Here is a 23,247-nt window from a genome sequence, read left to right as displayed (position 1 = left end):
ACCGAGGAGGTCGCCATCAGCGCCTAGCGACACGCCCGACGGAGGATTCGTTTCGTACACCACGCCTAGGGACTTGACCCGCCAGAGCCTCGATTGTGAGTCTCGGCAGCAGATGGGCTAAGGTTCCACTCGCTTCTTCACGAAGCGAATGGCCCCGTAGCGCAGTTGGTTAGCGCGCCGCCCTGTCACGGCGGAGGCCGCGGGTTCGAGTCCCGTCGGGGTCGCTCAATCGAAGGCGACGTGTGGCTGCGAGAGCAGCCCACGTCGTTTTCGCATTTCATGGCTCGGCTCCGCCTCGCTGTTGTGCTCCGCACAACCTGTGCGCCGACTGTTGTGTGCATGGCTAGGTTGCGTGTGTGCCTGTCGAGATGAGTCCCCGTGCGTTCGACGCGCTCGTCGACGAGGCGCTCGACTCCGTGCCGGAGGCACTCGCGGCGCTGGTCACCAACCTGGTCGTGCTCGTCGAGGACGAGGCGCCTGCCGACGACCCGGACCTGCTCGGGCTCTACGACGGGATCGCGCTGACCGAGCGGAGCCTCCAGGACGGATTCGACCTGCCCGACCGGATCCTTCTCTTCCGGCGCAACCTGCTGGAGATGTGCGACAGCGTGGAGCAGGTCGCGGAGGAGGTGCGGATCACCGTCGTGCACGAGATCGCGCACCACTTCGGTATCGAGGAGGAGCGCCTCCACGACCTCGGCTGGGGCTGACGCCCCGCGCTCAACTGGCGAGGACGAACCCGAGCTGCGCGGCGGCCAGCGCCAGCAGCACCGTGCCGACGGCGTACGCCGTGCCGGTGCGGCGACCGAGCTCGACCGACTTCACCGCCAGCGCGGAGTACGTCGTGAGCGCGCCGCAGAAGCCGGTGCCGAGCAGCGCCATCTGGTGACCGTCGAGCGCCAGGCTGGTGAAGAGGCCGAGCAGGAACGCTCCGGCGACGTTGACCAGCAGGGTTCCGAGCGGCAGGCGGCCGTCGAGGTAGTGGCCGGAGACGTAGCGCACCGGAGCGCCGACGGAGGCGCCGGCGGCGACGAGGAGGGCGTCCACTACTCGTTGCCCTCCTCGGTCTCGAACTCCAGCTGCGCGGCGATCGTCGACCAGGTGTGCGCGAGCCGGACGGCGAGCACGCACGCGAGCAGGGTGGCGGCGAGGTACACGAACGCCAGCTCCGGGCGGCCGTCCGCGAACAGTGCCCGCCCCTGGTTGGCGTACGTCGACAGGGTGGTCCAGCCGCCGAGAAGGCCCGTGCCGAGGAGGACGGGCAGCACCCCGTGGCGGCGTACGGCGGGGAAGGCGGGGAGCAGCGCGAGCAGGAAGCTGCCGGTGATGTTGATCGTCAGCGTGCCCCAGGGGAAGCCGTCGCCGGCCGGCCACGTGGTGTCGACGCCCCAGCGCGCGAGCGCGCCCAGGGCGCCACCGACGGCCGCTGCGAGGACGAACAGCGGAGGTGGTGCAGCCTTCACTCGCCGTGCTCCTCGCCGTTGAGGGTGAGCAGCTCCTCGGTCCACGGGATCGGGGCCTCACCGTCGCCCTGGCGGACGAACTCTCCGAGGTACCACCGGCGGAAGGCGCGCTGCTCGGGCGAGGTCGCCAGGGAGAGCAGCCGCTCGGAGCGGCAGAACGCGTCGGCCAGCTCGAGCATGTCGATCATCCGGCTCGCGGTGTGCGGCAGCGTCGGAGGTACGACGAGGTGGGCGTCGATCGACTTGCTGGTCGCCTCGCCCTCGAGTGCGGCGTCGAGCGCGGAGGTGCCGCGCGAGCGGCGCAGCTGGTCGTCGAAGCTGCGGAAGACGCGGGAGATGCTCGACGCGATCGGGTAGGTGTCGCCGTGGGCCAGCGCGAGCAGCCGGACCTCGCGCCGCAGCTCCTGGTGGTGGAGGTGGTAGGCGGAGTAGAGCTCGACGGGGAGGTCGCGCAGCAGCACCGGCAGGCCGTCCTCGATCGGCGCGTCGCCGTTGGTCCGGGGATCGGCCTCGAAGATGTCGCCCTCCAGGGCCGGCTCGTCGGCGATCGTCGTGGCGGGCTCGAACCAGACCACCTTGCCCTGGCGCTCGATCTCGGCGCCCCACGCCGTCGCCGCCATCGCGACCAGGCCGAGGCCGCGGCCGACGGTCGTCAGCTGCCCGCCGTCGGAGGCGGCGCGCCCGCGCGGGGCCGGCGGCTGGTCGGAGCCGTCGAGCACCTCGATGCGCGGGTGCTCGCGCGTGCCGCGCATGCGCACGCGGATGGGCGCGCGCGCGTGGAGGACGGCGTTGCCGACCAGCTCGGAGATGCCCAGCTCGGCTGCTTCGACGAGGTCCTCACGGCCGAGGCCTCGGCACGAGGCGACCGCCCACTGGCGCGCCTGCTTCACGCACCCTGGACCGGGGTCCAGGTGGATGGCGGGCTTGCTGAGTGGCACGGGTGACCTCTCGGAGACGGGACTACGTAATCTGCCTCACATGGATGGTGAACCCATGCTTGCACATCCGACATCTCGGACGCTGGACGGCGAGGGGTGGGCCGCTGGACGGGCCGGGGGTGGGAAGTGGCAGGCTAGGGGCGGATGCCCGCGGGGAGGGCTTGCCCCAGGAAAGGCCAGTACATGACTGACAGTGCCAAGCGCCACCACGTGGTGGTCATCGGTTCCGGCTTCGGTGGTCTCTTCTCGACCAAGGGGCTCAAGCGCTCCGATGTCGACGTGACCATGATCGCGAAGACGAACCACCACCTCTTCCAGCCGCTGCTCTACCAGGTCGCCACCGGCATCCTGGCGCCCGGCGAGATCGCCCCGGCGACGCGCGACGTGCTCTCGAGCCAGAAGAACGCCCGGGTCGTCCTGGGCGAGGTCAGCGAGATCGACCTGGTCAACAGGACCGTCACCTCGCGGATCCAGCGGCGCGAGACGGTCACGTCGTACGACTCGCTGATCGTGGCGGCGGGCGCGGGCCAGTCCTACTTCGGCAACGACCACTTCGCCGAGTTCGCGCCCGGCATGAAGTCGATCGACGACGCCCTCGAGCTCCGTGGCCGGATCTTCGGCGCGTTCGAGCTCGCGGAGCTCGCCGAGACCGAGGAGGAGCGCGTCCGCCGGATGACCTTCGTCGTCGTCGGCGCAGGCCCCACCGGTGTCGAGATGGCCGGCCAGATCGCGGAGCTCGCGCACCGCACGCTCCGCAAGGACTTCCGCAGCATCGACACCTCCAAGGCCCGCGTCATCCTCCTCGACGCCGCGCCGCAGGTGCTCCCGCCGTTCGGCAAGAAGCTCGGCGAGGTCACGCGCAAGTCGCTCGAGAAGCGCGGTGTCGAGGTCATCCTCGGCGGCCTGGTCTCCGACCTCGACGAGCGCGGCCTGACCGTGCAGTTCAAGGACGCCGAGCCGATGCGCATCGAGTCCGGCTGCAAGGTCTGGGCCGCGGGTGTCCAGGCCAGCGAGCTGAGCAAGACGCTCGCCGAGCAGACCGGCGCCGCGCTGGACCGCGCAGGTCGCATCGCGGTCAACCCCGACCTGACCCTGCCGGGCTACCCCGAGGTCTTCGTCGTCGGCGACATGATCTCCCTCGACAACCTCCCGGGCGTCGCGCAGGTCGCGATCCAGGGCGGCAAGTACGCCGCGAAGACGATCGACGGCCGGCTCTCCGGCAAGGCCCCGCTCAAGCCCTTCAAGTACTTCGACAAGGGCTCGATGGCGACGATCTCGCGCTTCAGCGCGGTCGTGAAGATGGGCAACTTCACCATCAGCGGCATCATCGCCTGGTTCATGTGGCTCGCCGTCCACCTCGCCTACATGACCGGCTACCGCAACCGGGTCTACGCCCTCGGCCACTGGCTGGTCAGCTTCCTCGGCCGCGGCCGTTCGGAGCGGGTCATCACCGAGACGCAGATCTTCGCCCGGCGCGCGATCGGCCGGCTCGACGGCGGCACCGCCGCGGTTGCCTCGGCCCCCGCCGACTGGAACAAGGTGCGCGCCAAGCTCGAGGCCAAGGCCGAGCAGGAGTCGACGCTCACCGACCAGGGCAAGCGCGGCGTCCACTCGGAGTCGGCCGCCGGCTGACCCCACGTCGTACGCCGAAGGGCCGCTCGCACCAGCTGGTGTGAGCGGCCCTTCTGCTTCGGCCTGAGCCTGCGCCGGTGAGCACCCGTCAGAGGTTGGGGCGGAACTGGCGCAGCACGTCGGTGAACTGCTGCGGGTCGACCATGGAACCGTCGATCTCGTACGGCGCCATGCTCGCCCGGTGGATGAGCACCCGCCAGCGACGGCTGGTCGGCGGCTCGGGCATCTCGATCTGGATGCGCGGGTTGGCCAGGTCGAACTTGTAGCGCGACTGGTCCTGGAGGACCTCGAGGATGCCGTCGTCGATGCGGACCTGGGTGGACCCCGAGCCGCCGCGGAAGGCGACGAAGAGCAGCAGCACGGAGAGCACGCCGGCGACGCCGATCGTGACCTTCGTGGGGTTGTCGTAGGCGAGGTAGCAGGCGGCGAGGGCCAGGGCGAGGAGGGTGGCCTGCAGGAGCCCGTTGACCAGCGGCGACGGACCGCTGCGGCCGAAGTCGACAGCCCCCTTCGGTCCCTCGAAGCGCTCGATGTTGCCCGTGGTCTCGGCCGGGTGGGCGGAGGCAGGAGCTGCGGCCGGGGCAGTGGCCTCCGCAGGGAGGACAGCCTCTGGAGCGCCGGCATCGACGTGGACGGCAGGGAACGACGACGTCGAGGTGACGGGCGACTCCGCCAGCGCCGCGACCGCGGTCTCGGAGATGTGCTCGGCAACGACCGGCGACGTGAGGCGCGGGGGAGCGGCAGGCGCGAAGGCCGCGGGCGCCACGAACGCGGCCGGTGCCTCGCCGCGGTGGCGGGCCGAGGTCACGACCGGTGCGCCGGTGTCGGGCGGGATCGGCAGGGCGCGGGAGCCGGTGCGCTCCGCCGGGGCTTCCTCGGCGTCGAGACGCGCCGCCTCCTCCGCGTCCAGGCGGGCGGCCTCCTCTGCCTGGAGGCGAGCGGCCTCCTCGACGGCACGGCGGTCTGCCTCGGCCTGCTCGGTGGCGAGGCGCTCGGCCTCGACGCGGGCAGCCTCGTCGGCCTCGCGGCGTACGCGCTCCTCGTCCTCGCGACGGGCGGCCTCGTCGGCGGCGAGGCGCTGGGCCTCGGCCAGCGCGGCGCGGTCGGCGGCGAGCTTCTCCGCCTCGACACGGGCAGCCTCTGCCTCGGCCAGCCGGGCCTCCTCGGCGCGGACCGCCTCCTCGGTGGCCTTGCGGGCAGCCTCGGCGCGGGCCTCCTCGGCACGCTCGGCCTCGAGGCGCTCGGCCTCCGTCTGGGCCGCGGCGAGGCGAGCCTGGAACTCGGCGTGGGCCTCGGCCTCCGCTGTGCGACGCTCCAGGGCTGCCTGCTCGGCGAGGGCGGCCTCCTCGGCGGCGCGGCGTTCGGCCTCGAGGCGGATCGCGGCGAACTGGGCCGCCTCGCTGGCGCGCTGGCGGGCTGCCTTCTCGGCCTCGATGCGCTCGGTGGCGAGCTGCTCGGCCTCGGCGGCGCGGCGCTCGGCCTCGGCCGCGCGCTCCTGGGCCGCGCGCTCGGTGTCGATGCGGGCCTGCGCCATGCGCTCGGCCTCCGCAGCGCGCTCCTGGGCGGTGCGCTCGGCCTGGCTTCGGGCCTCAGCCAGGCGGTGCGCCTCGGCTGCCTGCTCCTGGGCGATGCGCTCCGCCTCGATGCGTGCGGCGGCCAGGCGCTCGACCTCGGCCGCGTGGGCCCGTGCGGCCTGCTCAGAGGCGATGCGCTCGGCCTCGGCCTGCTGCGCCGCACGCTCGTGCTCGGCGGCGATGCGCTGCTGGAGCTCGACCTGCGACTTCTCCTCGGAGGCGCGGTTGCTCTGCGCGACCTCGTGGGCGAGCGTCGCCTCCTGGGTGGCGCGCTGCTCGGCCTCGACCCGGAGCGCGGCGAAGCGGGCGGCTTCGTCGGCACGCTCGCGGGCGGTCCGCTCGGCGGCGATCCGTTCGGCGGCGAGGCGCTCGGCCTCGGCGGCGCGCTCCTGTGCCAGGCGCTCGGACTCGATGCGGGCCTGGGCCACCCGCTCGGCCTCGGCGGCCTGCTCCGCGGCGATACGTTCGGTCTCGATGCGGGCCTGGGCGAGGCGCTCGGCCTCGGCGGCCTGCTCCGCCGCCATCCGCTCGGTCTCGATGCGGGCCTGGGTAAGGCGCTCGGCCTCCGCGGCCTGCTCCGCGGCGACACGCTCCGCCTCGATACGGGCCTGGGCGAGCCGCTCGGCTTCGGCAGCCTGCTCGGCTGCGCGGCGTTCGGCCTCGAGGCGCTGCGCAGCGACCTGCTGGGCCTCGGCGGCCAGGGCGGCAGCGGCCTGCTCGGCCGCGGTGCGCTGCGCGGTGGCCACGCGCTCGGCCTCAGCCTGCTCGGCAGCGAGCTGCGCGGCTTCCGCGCGGGCCTGCTCGTCACGCTCTATGCGTGCGACGCGCTCCGCCTCGGAGCGCTGTGCCGCTGCGGCCTGCTCGGCGGCCCTCCGCTCGGTCTCGATGCGGGCCTGGGCGAGCCGCTCGGCCTCGGCGGCCTGCTCGGCTGCCCGTCGCTCGGCCTCGAGGCGCTGCGCGGCGACCTGCTGGGCCTCGGCGGCCAGGGCGGCTGCAGCCTGCTCGGCGAGCGCACGCTGCTCGGCGGCGACGCGCTCGGCCTCGGCCTGCTCGGCTGCCAGACGGGCGGCCTCGTTGCGGGCGTGCTCGTCACGGGCCAGCGCGCGGGCCCGCTCGTCGCGCTCGCGCTCGGCCTGCTCCATCCGCGCCACGCGCTCGGCCTCGGCCTGGCGGGCTGCCTCGAGGCGGGCGTTCTCGTCGGCGATGCGCTGCTCGAGCTCGGCGCGCGCCTGCTCCTCGGCGGCGCGGCGCGCCTGGGCGGCGACCTCGGCGAGGGCGGCCTCCTCGGCAGCGCGACGCTCGGCCTCGAGCCGGACGTTGGCGAAGTGGGCGGCCTCGCTCGCCCGCTGGCGGGCGGCCCTCTCCTCGGCCAGGCGCTCGGCGGCGAGGCGGTCGGCCTCGGCAGCCTGCTCGTGGGCGACCTGCTCGGCGGCGATGCGGGCCTGGGTGAACCGCTCAGCCTCGGCGGCCTGCTCGACGGCCCGTCGCTCGGCCTCGAGGCGCTGCGCAGCGACCTGCTGCGCCTCCGCGGCCAGGCGTGCGGCGGACTGCTGGGCGGCGGCGCGCTCCTCGGCGGCCTTGTGCTCGAGGGCGGCCTGCTCGGCAGCTGCCTTCTCGGCGGCGGCGCGCTCGGACGCGGCCTGCTCCGCGGCGCGGGCGTGACTCTGGGCGGAGAGCTCGAGTGCTGCGCGCTCGGCTGCGGCCTGCTCGGCGATCTGCGCCTGCTCGTGGGCGGCCTGCTCGGCGAGGGCGCGCTCGGTCGCGGAGCGCTCCGCGGCGGCGGCCTTGTCGGCGGCCCTGCGCTCGATGGCGGCCCGCTTCTCGGCCTCCGCCTGGGCGAGGGCGGCGCGCTCGGCAGCGGCCTTCTCGGCCGCCAGGCGCTCGGCGGCGGCGGCCTCCTCGCGGGCGGCACGCTCGGCGGTGGCCTGCTCGGCGGCTGCGGCGCTCTCGAGCGCCTTCTGCTCCTGGGCGAGCCGCGCGGCGGCGACGCGCTCGGCCTCGGCGGCCTTCTCGGCGGCGGCGCGCTCACGGTTGGCCTTCTCCGCGGCGGCGAGGGCTGCGGCCTCCTGCTCCGCGGCAGCACGCTCGGCAGCGGCCGCCAGGCCCTGCGTGGCCCGGGCGACGGCGGCCTTGCGCATCGAGTCGAGGTCGGCGTCGCGGTGGCCGGTGACGGCGGTCGCCTCGTTGCTCGACGAGTCGGACGGCACGGGAGCCGGACGAGCCGCCTTCGTGCCGGTCGCGGCGCGCCGGTTGCGGCGCGTGCGCCGGTCCTCGGTGACGGCGGGCGCAGCCTTCTCGGCCGCGGGCGTCTCGACCTCGGGCTCCGGCGCGGCGTCCGCGGCCTCGTCGGGGGTGGCGTCTGGTTCGGCGGTGCGCTCGGTCGCGGCCTCGGGGGCCGGAGAGCGGTCCGCGGGGGAGCGGTGCTCCCGGTCGTCCTGGCGGGCTGCGGTCAGGCGGTCCATCCACGAGCTGCGCTCGGTGGAAGCGGGGCTCGCGGCGGCCGCCTCTTCCTCCTCCTGCTCGAGGAGGCCGGCGAGGGCCTGGCCGAGGATCTGGTCGTCGCCGTGAGGGGCGTCGTCGCCTTCGTCGGCGAGCGTGAGGGCGAGGGGATGGGGCTCGGGCTCCTCTTCCTCCTCCGCCTCCGGGAGTACGCCGCGAACCTTGCGCCACAGCGCGGTGCGCGGGTTGACCGGCATCGTCGGAGCAGCGTTCTGGCCCGTCTCCACGGCCTCCTCAGCCGTGCGCAGGACGACGTCGTCGGGCGACGCGTCTGCGCTGAGCGTGGGCTCAGTGCTCTCCGCCGACATGGCGTCCTCGTCCTCCCGATGCTGACGTGTGGCCTTCCCGCCGCGGGGCGGCGTGCCCTCCCCGGGCGGTGTGGTCGGCCTCATACATGCCGAAACTACAGCGTCGGGGTCGCGTTACGCAGCAGCGGCCGTCAATTGGCCGTCAGCCGCGCGGCGTACCGAGGAGATCGGCGATCAGGGCCTCGACCCGGAGGCGGATCTCGTCACGGATGGGGCGGACGGCGTCGATGCCCTGGCCGGCGGGGTCGTCGAGCTTCCAGTCCTCGTAGCGCTTGCCCGGGAAGAACGGACATTCGTCACCGCAGCCCATGGTGATCACGACGTCGGAGGCCTGCACGGCCTCCGTGGTGAGCACCTTCGGCTGGTTGCCGGCGATGTCGATGCCCTCCTCCGCCATGGCGGCGACGGCGACCGGGTTGATCTCGTTGCCGGGCTTCGAGCCGGCCGACAGCACCTCGATGCGGCCGCCGGAGAGGTGCTGCAGGTAGCCGGCGGCCATCTGCGAGCGACCCGCGTTGTGGATGCAGACGAAGAGCACGGTGGGGGTGGTCATCAGGACTCCTGGGGGCGGGCTGTGGTGTGCGGCCAGAGGAAGCGGACGAGGAGCAGGCCGAGGGCGCCGCCGACGACCTGCATGAGGATGAACATCGGCGCCGAGGAGGGCGCGATGCCGGAGAAGGTGTCGGTGAAGGTCCGTGCCACGGCCACGGCGGGGTTGGCGACCGACGTCGAGCTGGTGAACCAGTAGCCCGCCACGATGTAGCCCGCGACACCGAACGCAAGCGTCTCGGTGCGCCCGGAGCGGATGCCGCCGAAGACGACCAGCACGAGGCCGAGGGTCGCGACGACCTCACCGATCCACACGCCGGTGCCGGTGCGGTCGTGGGTCGACCACGCGACGGCGTCGAGGTCGAACATCAGGTTGGCGACGACAGCGCCGACGATGCCGCCGACCACCTGGGCGACCGCGTAGACGCCGGCGTCGCGCCAGGACACGCCACCCAGGGCCGCCTCGACAGCCGTGACCACCGGGTTGAACGCCGCCGAGACCGGCTGCAGCGTGAGGATCAGCGCCACGAGCGCACCGCCGGTCGCGAGGCTGTTGCAGAGCAGCTGGAGCCCGACGTCGTCGGTCAGCTGCGTGGCCATGACGCCGGAGCCCACCACCGCGCAGACGAGGAACGCCGTGCCCACGAGCTCGGCGGCCGCCTTGCGGGTCAGCTCACGGAACGGCTGGACGGCCGGGGCACTCACAGGCCGCCGCCGATCAGAGTGGCGAGGTCGGCGAGCGCGTCACGGCGTACGGAGTAGTAGACCCAGGTGCCGCGCTTGTCGCGGTCGAGGAGGCCGACCTCGTGGAGCTGCTTGAGGTGGTGGCTGATCGTCGGCTGCGACAGGTCGAAGGCGTCGTTCAGGTCGCAGACGCACGCCTCGCCGCCCTCGTGGGCGGCGATGAGCGACAGCAGGCGGAGCCGGACCGGGTCGGCGAGAGCCTTGAGCAGCGGCGCGATGCGCCCCGCCTGCTCGCTGCTGAGCGGCGTGGAGGTCAGTGGTGAGCAGCAGGCCACGGTCTGCACCGGGCTGAGCTCGAGGTGTGTCTTCGTCACGGCTCCAAAATATCGACGGTCGTACATATTGACAATCATCGATGGATGAACACAGGATGAACATCGACAACCATCTATGGATGAGAGGAGGAAGCCATGACCGACCTGGAGATCGCGTGCTGCGCCGATGCAGCTGTCGCGGAGGCGTCGACGGACGGCTGCTGCGGCGGCATCCCGTGCTGCTGAGGTAGGCCCTGTGGGACTCGAACCCACAACCCGCGGATTAAAAGTCCGATGCTCTGCCAATTGAGCTAAGGGCCCGTGCCGTGACCGGTGGTCCGGCACGGGTCCGCAGTCTAGGGCGACGGCCCCGGCGTACGTCGCGACGGACGCCGGCGGCTTTCCTCACGGTGGTGCGGTTTCGCGAACCCCGTAACGCGCGCGCCTCCAAAACTTCATCGATTTCGGAGGTTCCATCCGGGGCGTCAGTTGCTAGTGTTGTCGACGCAACAGGTGCAAGTTCCAGCAGGTTGACGCCGGCGGGGTTTGTGATCCAACGGCGTGTCTTTCTCGGAGTCTGAGCATTTCGAGTCGGAGCGACGTGTCACCCGCACGTGTTGCGGGGCCTTCGATCTTGATGGCCTCATCGCCCCGATGAAAGAAATGAGAAGAGCAATGGCTCAGGGCACCGTGAAGTGGTTCAACGCTGAGAAGGGCTTCGGCTTCATCGCGCAGGAGGACGGCGGCGACGACGTCTTCGTGCACTACTCGGCCATCCAGACCAACGGCTACAAGTCGCTGGACGAGAACCAGAAGGTCGAGTTCGACGTCACCCAGGGTCCGAAGGGCCCGCAGGCGGAGAACGTTCGCCCCGTCTGATCCACTCAGACCGGCGAGCCTGTCCGAGACGCACCTGTCTCTGACTTCCGGAGCCCCGGACCCCAGCAGTTGCTGGGGTCCGGGGCTCCTCCCTTTTCCGGGGGTCCAGTCCGTGGATGCCAAACCGGGACTTTCCGTGCGCAGGGCCGCGCGGTCGGGCACGATGGGGAGTGGAGCAACCGGAGGGAGGCTGTGATGTCCGACCAGTTCGACGTGTCGCTCGAGGACCCTGACCTCCTCGGCGAGGTGGAGATGACCACCAACCTGATCATCGCTGCGAGCGAGGCGGCAGGCCCGCTCGACCAGGAGGAGATCGACGCCATCCTGGGCGTCGAGCCGGGCGTGGGTGCCGCCTCCGATGACGCGGAGAGCGACTCCGCGGAATAGATATACCCCCTAGGGGTATTCTGAAGGCATGCGCGAAGCACACGCCTCCCACGGCTACATCGGTGACAAGGACGCCTACCTCAAGCGGCTGCGCCGGATCGAGGGCCAGGTGCGGGGCCTGCAGCGGATGGTCGAGGAAGAGCAGTACTGCATCGACATCCTCACGCAGGTCTCTGCGGTGACCAAGGGTCTCCAGGCCGTCTCGATGGGCCTGCTCGAGGACCATCTCGGCCACTGCGTCGTCGATGCCGCGCGCGTCGGCGACGCCGAGGCGGCCGCCAAGGTCAAGGAAGCGTCAGACGCGATCGCCCGCCTCCTGCGTTCGTGAACCTCCCCGGAAGGAAGAAGAAGATGAGCACCACCACCTGGACCGTCACCGGCATGACCTGCGGCCACTGCGTCGCCTCGGTCACCGAGGAGCTGCAGGAGGTCCCCGGCGTCACCGACGTGCAGGTCGACCTGCCGACCGGCGCGGTCACCGTCACCAGCGACGCCGAGCTGACCCGCGAGGCCGTCGAGGCCGCCGTCACCGAGGCGGGGTACCAGCTCGCATGACGGAGCTGATGCGCAACCGCGTCGTCTTCATCCTGGTCGCCGTCGGCGCCTTCATCCTCGCGTTCGGCCTCGGGCAGGTCGCGGGGAACAAGAAGGACGCCCCTGCCCACCACCAGAAGGCGGCCGGGCAGTACACGGTGAAGCTGCTCGACGGCGATGTCCTCAAGGCGAAGCAGCCGCTCCGCTTCGAGGTCCTCGACCCGAAGGGGAAGCCGGTCACGGACTTCGACACCGTGCACGAGAAGAAGCTGCACCTGATCGTCGTGGACCGCGACGACCTGACGTCGTACGAGCACCTGCACCCGACCATGGCGGCGGGCGGCACGTGGACCGTGGCGACCTCCGCGCCCGGCCACCGGACCTACCGTGCGTACGCCGACTTCACGCCGGCCGGCGGCGAGCCGCAGGTGGCGGAGGCCGACTTCGCGGTCGGCCGCACGATCAACCTGCCGGCAACGGTCTACCGGCCCGGCGACACCGCCTCGGTCGACGGGTACGACGTGGCGCTGGAGGCCGACGGGGCGACGTACACCTTCGCGGTCACGAAGGCCGGGAAGCCGGTCGACCTCGAGGAGTACCTCGGCGCGGGCGGCCACCTCGTCGGCATCCGGACCAGGTCCCTCGACTACCTCCACGCACACGCGTCGGCGGCTGAGGGCAACACCGTCGCGTTCCACGTCGAGGCGCCGAACGCCGGCACCTGGGTGCTCCACCTCGACTTCCAGGTCGACGGGAAGGTGCACGACGCGACGTTCGTCCAGGAGCTCGAGGGTGCCGCGGGCGGCATGGGCGAGCACATGGACATGGGAGACATGGAAGGCCATGGGCACGACGACTGACCGGCTCGAGCTGCAGATCGAGGGGATGACCTGCGCCTCCTGCGCGAACCGCATCGAGCGGAAGCTCAACAAGCTCGACGGCGTCACGGCGACGGTCAACTACGCGACCGAGAAGGCGGCGGTCACCGTCGCGCCCGACGTCACGCGGCAGCAGCTCGTCGACGCGGTCGAGGCCGCGGGCTACGGCGTCGTGGACCCGGCGGGTCCGGTGGCGACCGAGCTGGTCTCGCCCGGGATTCGGGTGCTCGTCTCGGCTGCGCTGACCGTCCCCGTCGTGCTCCTCGCGATGGTGCCCGCGCTGCAGTTCACCTACTGGCAGTGGGTCTCGCTGGCCCTCGCCACGCCCGTCGTGCTCTGGGCCGGGTGGCCGTTCCACCGGGCGGCGTACGTCAACCTGCGGCACGCGACGTCGACGATGGACACCCTGGTCAGCCTCGGCACGCTCGCGGCGTACGGCTGGTCGGTCTACGCGCTCGTCCTCGGCACGGCCGGCGAGCCCGGCATGGTGCACGAGTTCTCGCTGGTGCCACGGCGTACAGGGGGAGCGGGCGACATCTACCTCGAGGCGGCGGCCGGCGTCACGACGTTCCTGCTGGCGGGGCGGTGGCTCGAGTCGCGCGCCAAGCGGCACGCGGGTGACGCGCTGCGCCGGCTCCTGGAGCTGGGCGCGCGCGACGTCGCCGTGCTGCGCGACGGCGCCGAGGTCCGGGTGCCGGTCGAGGAGCTCGTGGTCGGCGACCTGTTCGTCGTGCGCCCGGGGGAGCGGGTCGCGACCGACGGCGAGGTCGAGGACGGCCGGTCGGCGGTCGACGTCTCCCTGCTGACCGGTGAGCCCGTGCCCGTCGAGGTCGGTCCCGGCGACGCGGTCGTCGGTGCCTCGGTCAACGCGTCGGGACGGCTGGTCGTGCGCGCGACGCGCGTCGGCGCCGACACCCAGCTCGCGCAGATGGCGCGCCTCGTCGAGGAGGCGCAGACCGGCAAGGCGGCAGTGCAGCGCCTCGCCGACCGCGTCTCCGGCGTCTTCGTGCCCGTCGTCATCTGGGTCGCCCTCGCGACCCTCGGCTACTGGCTCGGCACCGGCGCGGCTGCCGGCCTTGCCCTGAACGCCGCGGTCAGCGTGCTCGTCATCGCCTGCCCGTGTGCGCTCGGCCTCGCCACGCCCACCGCGCTGATGGTCGGCACCGGCCGCGCCGCGCAGCTCGGCATCCTGATCCGCGGCCCCGAGGTGCTGGAGTCCACGCGCCGGGTCGACACGATCGTGCTCGACAAGACCGGCACGGTGACGCGCGGCGAGATGACGCTCGTCTCCGTCATGGTCGCGGACGGCGAGTCGCGTGACGAGGTGCTCGCCCGGGCTGCTGCGGTCGAGGAGGGCTCCGAGCACCCGATCGCGCGAGCGATCGTGGCCGGCTCCCAGCAGGGTCCGGAGGCCGAGGCTCCCCGGGCGACGGGCTTCGTGGCGCTCCCGGGCCTCGGTGCCCGAGCCGAGGTCGGCGACGAGCACGTGCTCATCGGCCGCCGGCAGCTCGTGCTCGACGAGGGCCACGCGGTGCCGGCGGAGCTCGACGCGGCCATCGACGCCCGGCAGGCGCGCGGCGAGACCGCGGTGGTCGTGGCCTGGGGCGGGCGTGCACGCGGCGTCCTGGGGGTGGCGGACGAGGTCCGGCCCACCTCCGCCGACGCCGTACGCCGCCTGCGCGCGCTCGGCCTGGATGTCACCCTCCTCACGGGCGACAACGCAGGCAGCGCGGCTGCGGTCGCGGAGCAGGTGGGCATCACGCAGGTGACCGCGAACGTCCTGCCGGCCGACAAGCTGGCCGAGGTCAGGCGCCTGCAGGAGCAGGGCCGGGTCGTGGCGATGGTCGGCGACGGCGTCAACGACGCCGCGGCCCTCGCGCAGGCCGACCTCGGCATCGCGATGGGCAGTGGCTCCGACGTCGCGATCGAGGCGGGCGACCTCACCCTCGTGCGCGAGGACCTGCTGGTCGCGGTCGACGCGATCCGGCTGTCGCGGCAGACGCTGCGGACGATCAAGGGCAACCTCTTCTGGGCGTTCGCCTACAACGTCGCGGGCGTCCCGCTGGCCGCTGCGGGGCTGCTCAGCCCGATGCTGGCGGGTGCGGCGATGGCGTTCTCCTCCGTGTTCGTGGTCACCAACAGCCTCCGTCTCAGGCGCTACCGCACCGACGCTCGGTGAACGGAAGGTGAACGGCCGGGGCCCGGCCGGTGACTGCGTTGCGCGACACGCGCCTGTTGCCCCTAGCATGTCCAGCGTTCCGCTCCTCCTCACCCGGAGTTCACTGTGGCCTTCAGCTTCCGTCCTGTCGACGCGACCTTCTACGACCTCTTCGCCGCCTCCGCGCAGCACCTCGTGGTGGGCGCCGGCCTGCTTGCCGAGATGCTCGCCGAGGGTGCTGACCGCGACGCCGTCGCGCAGCGCATGCGCGAGGCCGAGCACCAGGCCGACGAGACCACCCACGAGATCGTCCGGAGGGTCAACAGCACCTTCGTGACGCCGTTCGACCGCGAGGACATCTACGCCCTCGCTTCGGGCCTCGACGACGTCATGGACTTCATGGACGAGGCGGTCGACGAGATCCTCCTCTACGAGGTCGCCGAGATCCCCGCCGAGCTCTCGACGCAGGTCGAGGTCATCCAGCAGTGCGCCGAGATCACGGCCGCCGCGATGCCCAAGCTCCGCTCCATGAAGGACCTCACGGAGTACTGGATCGAGGTCAACCGCCTCGAGAACGCCGGCGACAAGACGTTCCGCCGGATCCTCGCCAAGCTCTTCAGTGGTGAGTTCAAGGCGCTCGAGGTGCTCAAGCTCAAGGACATCGTCGAGTCCCTCGAGCACGCCATCGACGCGTTCGAGAAGGTCGCGAACACGGTCGAGCAGATCGCCGTCAAGGAGTCCTGACCGGTGGAGCTCGCCGTCCTGATCACCCTCGTGGTGATCGCCCTCGCGTTCGACTACACCAACGGCTTCCACGACGCCGCCAACGCGATCGCGACCTCGGTCTCGACGCGTGCCCTCACGCCTCGGGTCGCCCTGATCCTCGCGGCGATCATGAACTTCATCGGTGCGCTCATCGGCACCGAGGTCGCGCACACCGTCGCTGACACGATCGGCTCGATCAGCGGCACGCACGGTCTGGTGATCGTGCTGGGCGCCCTCGTCGGTGCCATCACGTGGAACCTCATCACGTGGTACTTCGGCCTGCCGTCGTCCTCGTCCCACGCGCTGATCGGCGGCCTCGTCGGCGCCGGCCTCGTCGGCGGCGCAACCGTCAACTGGGTGATCATCAAGGAGAAGGTCATCATCCCGATGGTCGTCTCGCCGATCATCGGCTTCACCCTGGCGTTCCTGTTGATGCTCGCCTTCACGTGGATCCTGCGCCGCCGCAACCCCTACGTGATCAACCGCCGCTTCAAGGTGCTGCAGGTCTTCTCGGCCGCCGCGCTCGCGCTCGGCCACGGCCTCCAGGACGCGCAGAAGACGATGGGCGTCATCCTGATCGCCCTCGTCACCTACGACTCCTCGAAGTACGACATCGACCACCTGCCGATGTGGGTCATCCTCGGTGCCGCCGGCGCGATCAGCCTCGGCACATACTCCGGCGGCTGGCGGATCATGCGCACGATCGGGCGCAAGATCATCAAGCTGGACCCGCCGTCGGGCTTCGCCGCCGAGTCGGTCGCCACCAGCGTCCTCTACGTGATGGCGCTCCACTTCAAGGCGCCGGTCTCGACGACCCACACGATCACCTCGGCCGTCATGGGCGCCGGCGCGACCCGCGGCAAGCGGGCCGTCCAGTGGAACATGGCCGGCTCGATCGTCATGGCCTGGATCCTCACCTTCCCGTGCGCCGGCCTCGTCGCCGCTGCGGCGTACGGCGTGCTCAAGGTCGCCTTCGGCGTCTGACGCGGACCTCCGCACCAACGCAGAACGCCCCCGCCAGTCCGGCGGGGGCGTTCTGCGTTCCTGAGGCTTCAGCCGCGCGGGGCCAGTCCGGCCTTCAGCACCTCGGCCAGGCGCGCGACGGCCGCGGGGCCGCTGCGGCCGGCGCCGGTCCAGTTCACGAAGCCGTGGATCTGCCCGCTGAACCGCTCCAGCTCGACCTCGACGCCGGCGTCGGCCAGCTTGTCGGCGTACGCCTCGCCCTCGTCGCGGAGCGGGTCGAACCCCGCCGTGCAGATGTACGCCGGGGCGACGCCCGCCGGCACCTCGGCGGCGAGCAGGTTGAAGCGCGGGTGCAGCTGCTGCTCGGGCGCCGGCGTGTAGGACGCGACGGCGCGGTCGAGCAGCACGCCGGTCAGGAAGAAGCCCTCGCGGAAGAGCGTGCGGCTGCGCGAGGAGCCGGTGCCGTCGGTCGCCGGGTAGACGAGCAGCTGGAAGGCGAGGGGGAGCCCCTCCGCGGCCGCCTGCAGGGCGACGTCGGCAGCCAGGTTGCCGCCCGCGGAGTCGCCACCGACGGCGAGGCGGGACGGGTCCGCGCCGAGCTCGGCGGCGTGCTCCACGACCCAGCGGTACGCCGCCAGGCAGTCGTCGTTGGCCGCCGGGAAGGTGTGCTCGGGCGCGAGGCGGTAGTCGACCGAGAGCACCCGGACGCCGGCCTTCTCGGCGAGCACGCGGCAGACGGACTCGTAGGTGTCGAGCTCGCCGATCACCCAGCCGCCACCGTGGAACCAGACGAGCAGCGCGTCGGAGTCCTGGCGCGGGACGTAGAGCCGGGCCGGGACGCCGCCGGCGTCGACGCTGCGCACCGAGCCGATCGGCTGGCGGCCACCGGCGACGCGGGCGTTGGCGGTGACCCGGGCACGTGCGACGTCGATCGGCCCGGCGCCGACGGCGGGCTCGCGGCTCAGGGCCATCATCCGGAGCGCGGCCTGGACCTCGAGGTCGAGGGTCTGCTCGTCGATGACCACCGGATCACCGGCGAAGGCGCGGAGCGCGGGACGCGGGAGAGCGAGCAGGCCACGCAGGGCGGCGGACTTCAGCGGCACGGTGACGTCGGCAAGACCGGGCATGCGGTCGGGGAGGTGAGGGAGCACGGAGCGACGCTAGCGCCGCGAAGCGTCACCTTCCGTTCATCGTGAGGTGAAACACTCGCAGGGTGACTCACGACGTCCTCCCTTCGCACGCCGGCGGCTCCATCGACGAGGGCCCGCTGGTGGCCCCGCCGCCGGGCGCCTCCGAGACGTTCGACGTCGAGCCGCCGTACGTCCCGGGGCCGGAGGCGCTGGCCGCCCTCGACGCCTTTGCCGACCGCTTCCTCGACCGCGAGCAGTCGTGGCTCCACTTCAACCAGCGGGTCCTCGAGCTGGCCGAGGACGCGAGCCTCCCGCTGCTGGAGCGGGCCCGCTTCCTGGCGATCTTCGCGAGCAACCTCGACGAGTTCTTCATGGTCCGCGTGGCCGGTCTCAAGCGCCGCATCGCGGCCGGGGTCGCCGTGCGCTCCGCGAGCGGCCACCTGCCCAAGGAGGTCCTCGAGACGATCTGGGCCGGCACGCGCGAGCTGATGGACCGCCACGCCGCCGTCTTCCGCGACCAGATCATCCCCGCGCTGCGCGAGGAGGGCATCGAGCTGGTCCGCTGGGCCGACCTCGACGAGGACGAGCAGAAGTACTGCAAGAAGCTCTTCAAGGCCCGCATCTTCCCGGTGCTGACGCCGCTCGCGGTCGACCCGGCCCACCCGTTCCCCTACATCTCCGGGCTGTCGCTCAATCTCGCAGTCGTCGTCCGCCACCCGAAGACGGGCAAGGAGCACTTCGCCCGGGTGAAGGTCCCGCCGATCTTCGACCGCTTCGTGGCCCTGGGCAACCAGCGCTTCGTCCCGCTCGAGGACGTCATCGGCGAGCACCTCAAGAAGCTCTTCCCGGGCATGGAGGTGCTCAAGGTCCACACCTTCCGGGTCACCCGCAACGAGGACCTCGAGGTCGAGGAGGACGACGCCGAGAACCTGCTCGCCGCCCTCGAGAAGGAGCTGCTGCGCCGCAAGTTCGGCCCGCCCGTGCGCCTCGAGGTCGAGGAGTCGATGGACCCCGAGGTCCTCGCCCTCCTCGTCTCCGAGCTCGGCATCAGCGAGGCCGAGGTCTTCGACCTGCCCGGCCCGCTCGACCTGCGCGGCCTCCACGACATCGCCGACCTCGACCGCGACGACCTCAAGTACGACGCGTTCGTGCCGTCGACGAACCGTCAGCTCGCCCCGGTGGAGAGCGCCGGCGCGGTCGACGTCTTCAAGGCGATGCGCCGTGGCGACGTGCTCCTGCACCACCCGTACGACTCGTTCTCGACGTCGGTGCAGCGGTTCATCGAGCAGGCCGCGGCCGACCCGCACGTGCTCGCGATCAAGCAGACGCTCTACCGGACCTCGGGTGACAGCCCGATCGTGGACGCCCTGATCGACGCCGCCGAGGCGGGCAAGCAGGTCATGGCGCTGGTCGAGATCAAGGCCCGCTTCGACGAGTCCAACAACATCCGCTGGGCCCGCAAGCTCGAGCACGCCGGCGTCCACGTGGTCTACGGCCTGGTCGGCCTCAAGACCCACTGCAAGCTGGCGATGGTCGTGCGCGACGAGCCCGACGGGATCCGCCGCTACACCCACATCGGCACCGGCAACTACAACCCCAAGACCGCGCGGCTCTACGAGGACTTCGGCCTGCTCACCGCCGACGAGGCGATTGGCGAGGACGTCGCCCACCTCTTCAACAACCTCAGTGGGTTCTCCAATAAGGCGAAGTACGCCGAGCTGCTGGTCGCCCCGGACTCCGTGCGCGACGGCCTGGTCGAGCAGATCCACGGCGAGGTCGCGCACCACCTCGCCGGCCGCCCGGCGCGCATCCGGCTGAAGGCCAACTCGGTCGTCGACGAGGGCGTCATCGACGCGCTCTACCTCGCCTCGCAGGCCGGCGTGCCCGTGCAGCTCCTGGTCCGTGGCATCTGCGCGCTGCGGCCGGGTGTGCCCGGGCTGTCGGAGACGGTCGAGGTCCGCTCGGTCCTCGGGCGCTTCCTCGAGCACAGCCGCGTCTTCTCCTTCGAGAACGGCGGCGCACCGGTCGCGTGGATCGGCTCGGCCGACATGATGCACCGCAACCTCGACCGCCGCGTCGAGGCGCTGGTCCGGCTGCCGGGTGAGGCGCAGGTGGCGAAGGTGCGTGACCTCATGGACCTCGCGTTCGCGCCCGACACCTCCGCCTGGGAGCTCGACGGCGACGGTGCGTGGACCCACAACGGGGGCAGCGTCGACATGCAGGCCGAGCTGATCGCTGCGCAGCGCCGCAAGCGCTGACCCTGGGCGGTCGGTCGCGGCTCAGCAGCTGGCGAGCAGCACCGGCCCCTGGGTCACCTGCGTCAGCGCGTACGCCGACGGCCGGGCGCGGCCGTGGAGCACGACGTCGCGCCCGTGGCGCTCTGCCGAGCGGAGCGTGAAGAGCTCACGGTAGGAGAGCATCTGGCCGGGGTCCTCGCCGCCGGCCAGGCGCTGGCGCGGGACGAGGTCCTGCTTCGCCCTGGCGTCCGACTCGAAGGCGAGCGCTGCAGTCCAGGACCGGCCCGGGCCCAGCCCGACGAGGTAGCCGTCGAGCGGGTTGACCCGCCCCGCGGACTCCACCAGCTGCGCGGCCTCGGCCTGCGCGCCGTCGTCGGCCGTGGCGAAGGAGAGCTCGGAGCAGGCCCGGTCGCCGACCAGCCCGACCGCGGCCAGGGGGTGGTCGAGCTCGCGGGTGAGGTCGAAGTCGAGGTGGTGCCCACCCTTCGCCGCCGAGACCGCGCGGGCCAGCCAGGCGGGGTCGTCGGAGCTGAGGAGGAGGCCCTGGTCGGCCAGGAACGCGGTCGCACCGAAGATCGGCTCGTCGATGCCCAGCCCGGCGAGCACGTCGCCGCCGCCCGTCCACACGCCACCGTCGAGGCGGTCCTTCGCCGGCGGGGTGAAGCCCGCGTGGTCGTAGGCACGGGCGACACGGGCCACGTCGGGCACGTGCACGACGAGGACCTCGCCGTGGCGCGCCTGGCCGAGCAGCTCCCAGTCGGCGGTCTCGGGGCCCCACGACAGGCGTGACTGCAGGGCGTCGGCCGAGCCGACGAGAACCGTCGCGGCCGACAGGTCGGTGTCGTCGACCGCGCTCGCGCAGGCGTCCCAGGTGCGGCAGTGCAGGTCGGCCCGGACCCCGGCCCAGTCGGTCCACAGCACGCGCTGGGTGCCCGCCGGCAGCAGGGCCGCGGCGCGGGAGAGCTCCGACGGGCGCGGCCACACGGCGTACACGAGGGCGAGGGCGAGCAGCGCGGCGAGCACGCCGAGGCGGACGAGGAGGCCCCGGCGGGAGCGTCCGGTCAGGACACGACGGACGGTCACGGTGTGGTCTCCCTCGGGGCTGTCCTGCAGGAGCCATACCCTAGCCGCATGTCGAGCACGTCCCCGGCCAGCGAGCGACCCGTCGTGGCCGCCGGTGCTGTGGTCCTGCGGCGCCGCGAGGGGCTCTTCGAGGTGTTGCTGGTCCACCGCCCGAAGTACGACGACTGGTCTTTCCCCAAGGGGAAGCTCGACCGCGGCGAGCTCGCCCCGGTGGCGGCCGTGCGGGAGGTGGGCGAGGAGACCGGCCTCGCGGTGCGGCTCGGGCGCCCCCTCGACGACCAGCTGTACGTCGTGCAGGGCGGCCGCGCCAAGGTCGTGCACTACTGGGTGGCCCGCACGCTCGACGGCGACGACGTCTCGGCGTACGTCGCCAACCGGGAGATCGACCAGGTGGCGTGGGTGCCCGTCGACGAGGCGGCCGCTCTGCTCAGCTATGCACGCGATCGTGCGACGCTGCAGCAGGCGGTGAAGCGCCGCCGGCGCACCTCGACGCTCGTCGTCCTGCGCCACGGACGGGCCCGCTCACGCGAGCGCTGGCGCGCCGACGACCGGTTCCGCCCGCTGCTCCGGGTGGGTGAGCAGCAGGCCGATCGCCTCGTCCCCCTCCTCGGGGCGTACGACGTGACCCGGCTGGTCAGCTCGAGCAGCACGCGCTGCGTCACCACACTCGTCCCGTACGCCGACGCGACCGGCCGGCGGGTCGTCACCGACGACGGCCTGTCGGAGGAGAAGGCGACCGACGCGGGCGTGGCCGAGCGGATCGGCGCCCTCGTCGACGCAGCCAAGCGCACGGTCGTGTGCAGCCACCGCCCGGTCCTGCCGGCGGTCTTCGACGCGCTCGGCCTCGCCGACGCGCACCTGGAGCCCGGCGAGCTGGTCGTGGTGCACCACCGCCACGGCAAGGTGCTGGCCACCGAGCGCCACGCGGTGCACTGATCCCCGGCGCTGACCCGGCGCACTGCCTGGCCCCTGACACATCGCAGGGCGCTCTGGCAAGACCCGGGCGGCCTCGTTCATGTGACCGTCGTCGCCCTTCTGCCCTCACGTCCCCGAAAGGGTGGGGACCGTTCGCCGGGCGTTCACCTGCGCCGTCGAAACCGGACACTTGCCGTCCCTAGCGTCCTCTCGACAGTCAAACCAGACATCAGGAGTTCGAAGTGATCGCCACTTCCGCCCGCCGGGTCCTCCCGGCCGTCGCCGCGCTCGCGCTCGGCGTTTCCCTCACCGCCTGTGGTTCCTCCGACGACAAGTCGGCCACGCCGTCGTCGTCCGACACGGCCAACCTCTCCTCGCTGACCGGCGAGCTCAACGGCGCCGGCTCCTCGGCGCAGGAGAAGGCGCAGGGTGCCTGGGCCGCTGGCTTCCAGGGCCTCACCGACGGCAACGTGACCGTCAACTACAACCCCGTCGGCTCGGGTGACGGTCGCACGCAGTTCGCCCAGGGTGGCGTCGACTTCGCGGGCACCGACTCGTACTTCAAGGACGACGAGGGCGAGCTGTCCGCCGCCAACAAGCGCTGCGGCGAGGACATCATCGAGGTCCCGGCCTACGTCTCCCCGATCGCGGTCTTCTTCAACGTCCCCGGCGTGAAGGAGCTCAACCTCGACGCGGACACGATCGCGCAGATCTTCGACGGCAAGATCAAGAACTGGAACGCTCCGGAGATCGCCAAGCTCAACGCGGACGCCAAGCTTCCCGACCTGGCCATCACGCCGGTCCACCGCTCGGACGACTCGGGCACCACGAAGAACTTCACCGACTACCTGGGCAAGGCCTCCGGCTCGTGGTCGTACGACGCCGCTGACGCCTTCCCGGTCAAGGGTGGCCTGGCCGCCGAGGGCACCTCCGGTGTCGTCGCCGCCGTCACCAACGGCAAGGGCACCATCGGCTACGCCGACGAGTCCCAGGTCGGCGACCTGGCCGTCGCGGCGATCAAGGTCGGCGAGGACTTCAACAAGCCCACCGCCGAGGGCGCTGCCGCCGTCGTCGACATCTCCAAGGCCGTCGAGGGCCGCCCGGCCACCGACATGGCCGTCGACATCGACCGCAAGACCACCGAGGCCGGCGCCTACCCGCTCGTCCTCGTGTCCTACCTGGTCGCGTGCCAGCACTACGACGACGCCGCCAAGGCCGACCTCGTCAAGGGCTACCTGACCTACGTCCTCGGGGACGGCCAGGCCGCCGCTGCCGACGAGGCCGGCTCCTCGCCGCTCACGAAGGCCACGGCCGACAAGGCGCTCGCCATCGTCGAGAAGATCGCGGCCAAGTAAGG

General features: G+C 72.1%; 22 protein-coding genes and 2 tRNA genes. 14 read left to right on the top strand and 10 right to left on the bottom strand.

Translation table 11 applies throughout. The features are described 5' to 3' along the window. Positions 1-150 precede the first annotated feature (150 nt). Together IEX47_RS16625 and IEX47_RS16620 are read left to right on the top strand one after the other, a co-directional pair. A tRNA-Asp gene (locus tag IEX47_RS16625) sits at positions 151-224 on the top strand. Between the two features lie 144 nt (positions 225-368). Next, the gene (locus IEX47_RS16620; RefSeq protein WP_229662956.1) at positions 369-710 is read left to right on the top strand and encodes a metallopeptidase family protein; all 342 of its coding nucleotides are present in this window, start codon (positions 369-371) and stop codon (positions 708-710) included. Positions 711-720: 10 nt separating this feature from the next. Here IEX47_RS16620 and IEX47_RS16615 read toward each other — a convergent pair whose 3' ends face one another. Genes IEX47_RS16615 through IEX47_RS16605 form a run of 3 tightly spaced genes read right to left on the bottom strand, consistent with a single transcriptional unit; the run spans position 721 to position 2,401 of the window. After that, positions 721-1,047, bottom strand: coding sequence for a fluoride efflux transporter FluC (locus IEX47_RS16615; RefSeq protein ID WP_188785133.1), 327 nt, complete (start codon positions 1,045-1,047; stop codon positions 721-723). Further along, positions 1,047-1,463, bottom strand: coding sequence for a fluoride efflux transporter FluC (locus IEX47_RS16610; RefSeq protein ID WP_188785132.1), 417 nt, complete (start codon positions 1,461-1,463; stop codon positions 1,047-1,049). Before IEX47_RS16610 ends, IEX47_RS16615 begins: the two co-directional genes overlap by 1 nt. Then, complete coding sequence (locus IEX47_RS16605) at positions 1,460-2,401, bottom strand: ATP-binding protein (RefSeq protein ID WP_188785131.1); 942 nt, start codon at positions 2,399-2,401, stop codon at positions 1,460-1,462. Before IEX47_RS16605 ends, IEX47_RS16610 begins: the two co-directional genes overlap by 4 nt. A 183-nt stretch (positions 2,402-2,584) precedes the next feature. Here IEX47_RS16605 and IEX47_RS16600 point away from each other — a divergent pair, with 183 nt between their 5' ends. Continuing rightward, positions 2,585-4,033 carry an NAD(P)/FAD-dependent oxidoreductase gene (locus tag IEX47_RS16600; RefSeq protein ID WP_188785130.1) on the top strand — a complete coding sequence of 483 codons (1,449 nt, stop codon included), beginning with the start codon at positions 2,585-2,587 and terminating at the stop codon, positions 4,031-4,033. Between the two features lie 88 nt (positions 4,034-4,121). On the opposite strand, the gene IEX47_RS16595 is transcribed toward IEX47_RS16600, so the two are convergent. The 5 genes from IEX47_RS16595 to IEX47_RS16575 form a co-directional block, all read right to left on the bottom strand. After that, complete coding sequence (locus IEX47_RS16595) at positions 4,122-8,414, bottom strand: coiled-coil domain-containing protein (RefSeq protein WP_188785129.1); 4,293 nt, start codon at positions 8,412-8,414, stop codon at positions 4,122-4,124. Positions 8,415-8,556: 142 nt separating this feature from the next. Beyond that, positions 8,557-8,967, bottom strand: a complete 411-nt coding sequence (locus IEX47_RS16590) for an arsenate reductase ArsC (protein ID WP_188785128.1) — start codon at positions 8,965-8,967, stop codon at positions 8,557-8,559. Beyond that, positions 8,967-9,668 carry an aquaporin gene (locus IEX47_RS16585; protein ID WP_229662955.1) on the bottom strand — a complete coding sequence of 234 codons (702 nt, stop codon included), beginning with the start codon at positions 9,666-9,668 and terminating at the stop codon, positions 8,967-8,969. The genes IEX47_RS16590 and IEX47_RS16585 overlap by 1 nt, the downstream gene beginning before the upstream one ends. Then, positions 9,665-10,021 carry an ArsR/SmtB family transcription factor gene (locus IEX47_RS16580; protein WP_188785127.1) on the bottom strand — a complete coding sequence of 119 codons (357 nt, stop codon included), beginning with the start codon at positions 10,019-10,021 and terminating at the stop codon, positions 9,665-9,667. The genes IEX47_RS16585 and IEX47_RS16580 overlap by 4 nt, the downstream gene beginning before the upstream one ends. Before the next feature lie 188 nt (positions 10,022-10,209). Next, positions 10,210-10,282 (bottom strand) — tRNA-Lys (locus tag IEX47_RS16575). A gap of 354 nt (positions 10,283-10,636) precedes the next feature. Here IEX47_RS16575 and IEX47_RS16570 point away from each other — a divergent pair. The 8 genes from IEX47_RS16570 to IEX47_RS16535 all read left to right on the top strand — a co-directional run bounded on the left by IEX47_RS16570 (position 10,637) and on the right by IEX47_RS16535 (position 16,546). Further along, the gene (locus IEX47_RS16570; RefSeq protein WP_107698594.1) at positions 10,637-10,840 is read left to right on the top strand and encodes a cold-shock protein; all 204 of its coding nucleotides are present in this window, start codon (positions 10,637-10,639) and stop codon (positions 10,838-10,840) included. A 195-nt stretch (positions 10,841-11,035) separates the two neighbouring features. Next, entirely contained in the window at positions 11,036-11,227 is a 192-nt protein-coding gene (locus IEX47_RS16565) for a hypothetical protein (RefSeq protein WP_188785126.1), read from the top strand. 28 nt (positions 11,228-11,255) lie between these two features. Next, positions 11,256-11,555 (top strand): metal-sensitive transcriptional regulator, encoded by a 300-nt coding sequence (locus IEX47_RS16560; RefSeq protein ID WP_188785125.1) that lies wholly within the window; start codon positions 11,256-11,258, stop codon positions 11,553-11,555. A gap of 23 nt (positions 11,556-11,578) precedes the next feature. Beyond that, entirely contained in the window at positions 11,579-11,782 is a 204-nt protein-coding gene (locus IEX47_RS16555; protein WP_188785124.1) for a heavy-metal-associated domain-containing protein, read from the top strand. Continuing rightward, entirely contained in the window at positions 11,779-12,621 is an 843-nt protein-coding gene (locus IEX47_RS16550; protein ID WP_188785123.1) for a DUF8832 domain-containing protein, read from the top strand. The genes IEX47_RS16555 and IEX47_RS16550 overlap by 4 nt, the downstream gene beginning before the upstream one ends. After that, on the top strand, positions 12,605-14,818 hold the full coding sequence (locus tag IEX47_RS16545) for a heavy metal translocating P-type ATPase (protein ID WP_188785122.1): 2,214 nt from the start codon (positions 12,605-12,607) through the stop codon (positions 14,816-14,818). Before IEX47_RS16550 ends, IEX47_RS16545 begins: the two co-directional genes overlap by 17 nt. Before the next feature lie 105 nt (positions 14,819-14,923). Then, on the top strand, positions 14,924-15,541 hold the full coding sequence (locus IEX47_RS16540) for a DUF47 domain-containing protein (protein ID WP_188785121.1): 618 nt from the start codon (positions 14,924-14,926) through the stop codon (positions 15,539-15,541). Between the two features lie 3 nt (positions 15,542-15,544). Then, complete coding sequence (locus IEX47_RS16535; protein WP_188785120.1) at positions 15,545-16,546, top strand: inorganic phosphate transporter; 1,002 nt, start codon at positions 15,545-15,547, stop codon at positions 16,544-16,546. A gap of 68 nt (positions 16,547-16,614) precedes the next feature. Here the strand turns inward: IEX47_RS16535 and IEX47_RS16530 are convergent, their stop codons facing one another. Further along, positions 16,615-17,676: an alpha/beta hydrolase gene (locus IEX47_RS16530; protein ID WP_229662954.1), complete on the bottom strand. Its 1,062-nt coding sequence runs from the start codon at positions 17,674-17,676 to the stop codon at positions 16,615-16,617. Positions 17,677-17,795: 119 nt separating this feature from the next. Here IEX47_RS16530 and IEX47_RS16525 point away from each other — a divergent pair, with 119 nt between their 5' ends. Then, entirely contained in the window at positions 17,796-19,913 is a 2,118-nt protein-coding gene (locus tag IEX47_RS16525) for an RNA degradosome polyphosphate kinase (RefSeq protein ID WP_373289245.1), read from the top strand. A gap of 21 nt (positions 19,914-19,934) precedes the next feature. Here the strand turns inward: IEX47_RS16525 and IEX47_RS16520 are convergent, their stop codons facing one another. Further along, positions 19,935-20,975, bottom strand: a complete 1,041-nt coding sequence (locus IEX47_RS16520) for a twin-arginine translocation signal domain-containing protein (protein ID WP_188785118.1) — start codon at positions 20,973-20,975, stop codon at positions 19,935-19,937. 48 nt (positions 20,976-21,023) lie between these two features. Between IEX47_RS16520 and IEX47_RS16515 the strand changes: the two genes are divergently transcribed. After that, on the top strand, positions 21,024-21,911 hold the full coding sequence (locus tag IEX47_RS16515; RefSeq protein ID WP_188785117.1) for an NUDIX hydrolase: 888 nt from the start codon (positions 21,024-21,026) through the stop codon (positions 21,909-21,911). 221 nt (positions 21,912-22,132) lie between these two features. Then, entirely contained in the window at positions 22,133-23,245 is a 1,113-nt protein-coding gene (gene pstS, locus IEX47_RS16510; RefSeq protein ID WP_188785116.1) for a phosphate ABC transporter substrate-binding protein PstS, read from the top strand. Positions 23,246-23,247: the final 2 nt, after the last annotated feature.

It is taken from the genome of Nocardioides phosphati, assembly GCF_014646375.1.
Taxonomy (GTDB): Bacteria; Actinomycetota; Actinomycetes; order Propionibacteriales; family Nocardioidaceae; genus Nocardioides; species Nocardioides phosphati.
The sequence above is the reverse complement of the archived record's forward strand: the minus strand, read 5'-3'. Positions and strand labels throughout refer to the sequence as shown.

Coding starts and splice junctions, on each gene's coding strand:
- IEX47_RS16620 (WP_229662956.1), top strand. CDS start 369: ATGAGTCCCCGTGCGTTCGACGCGCTCGTCGACGAGGCGCTCGACTCC.
- IEX47_RS16600 (WP_188785130.1), top strand. CDS start 2,585: ATGACTGACAGTGCCAAGCGCCACCACGTGGTGGTCATCGGTTCCGGC.
- IEX47_RS16595 (WP_188785129.1), bottom strand. CDS start 8,414: ATGTCGGCGGAGAGCACTGAGCCCACGCTCAGCGCAGACGCGTCGCCC.
- IEX47_RS16590 (WP_188785128.1), bottom strand. CDS start 8,967: ATGACCACCCCCACCGTGCTCTTCGTCTGCATCCACAACGCGGGTCGC.
- IEX47_RS16570 (WP_107698594.1), top strand. CDS start 10,637: ATGGCTCAGGGCACCGTGAAGTGGTTCAACGCTGAGAAGGGCTTCGGC.
- IEX47_RS16565 (WP_188785126.1), top strand. CDS start 11,036: ATGTCCGACCAGTTCGACGTGTCGCTCGAGGACCCTGACCTCCTCGGC.
- IEX47_RS16560 (WP_188785125.1), top strand. CDS start 11,256: ATGCGCGAAGCACACGCCTCCCACGGCTACATCGGTGACAAGGACGCC.
- IEX47_RS16555 (WP_188785124.1), top strand. CDS start 11,579: ATGAGCACCACCACCTGGACCGTCACCGGCATGACCTGCGGCCACTGC.
- IEX47_RS16550 (WP_188785123.1), top strand. CDS start 11,779: ATGACGGAGCTGATGCGCAACCGCGTCGTCTTCATCCTGGTCGCCGTC.
- IEX47_RS16545 (WP_188785122.1), top strand. CDS start 12,605: ATGGGCACGACGACTGACCGGCTCGAGCTGCAGATCGAGGGGATGACC.
- IEX47_RS16515 (WP_188785117.1), top strand. CDS start 21,024: ATGTCGAGCACGTCCCCGGCCAGCGAGCGACCCGTCGTGGCCGCCGGT.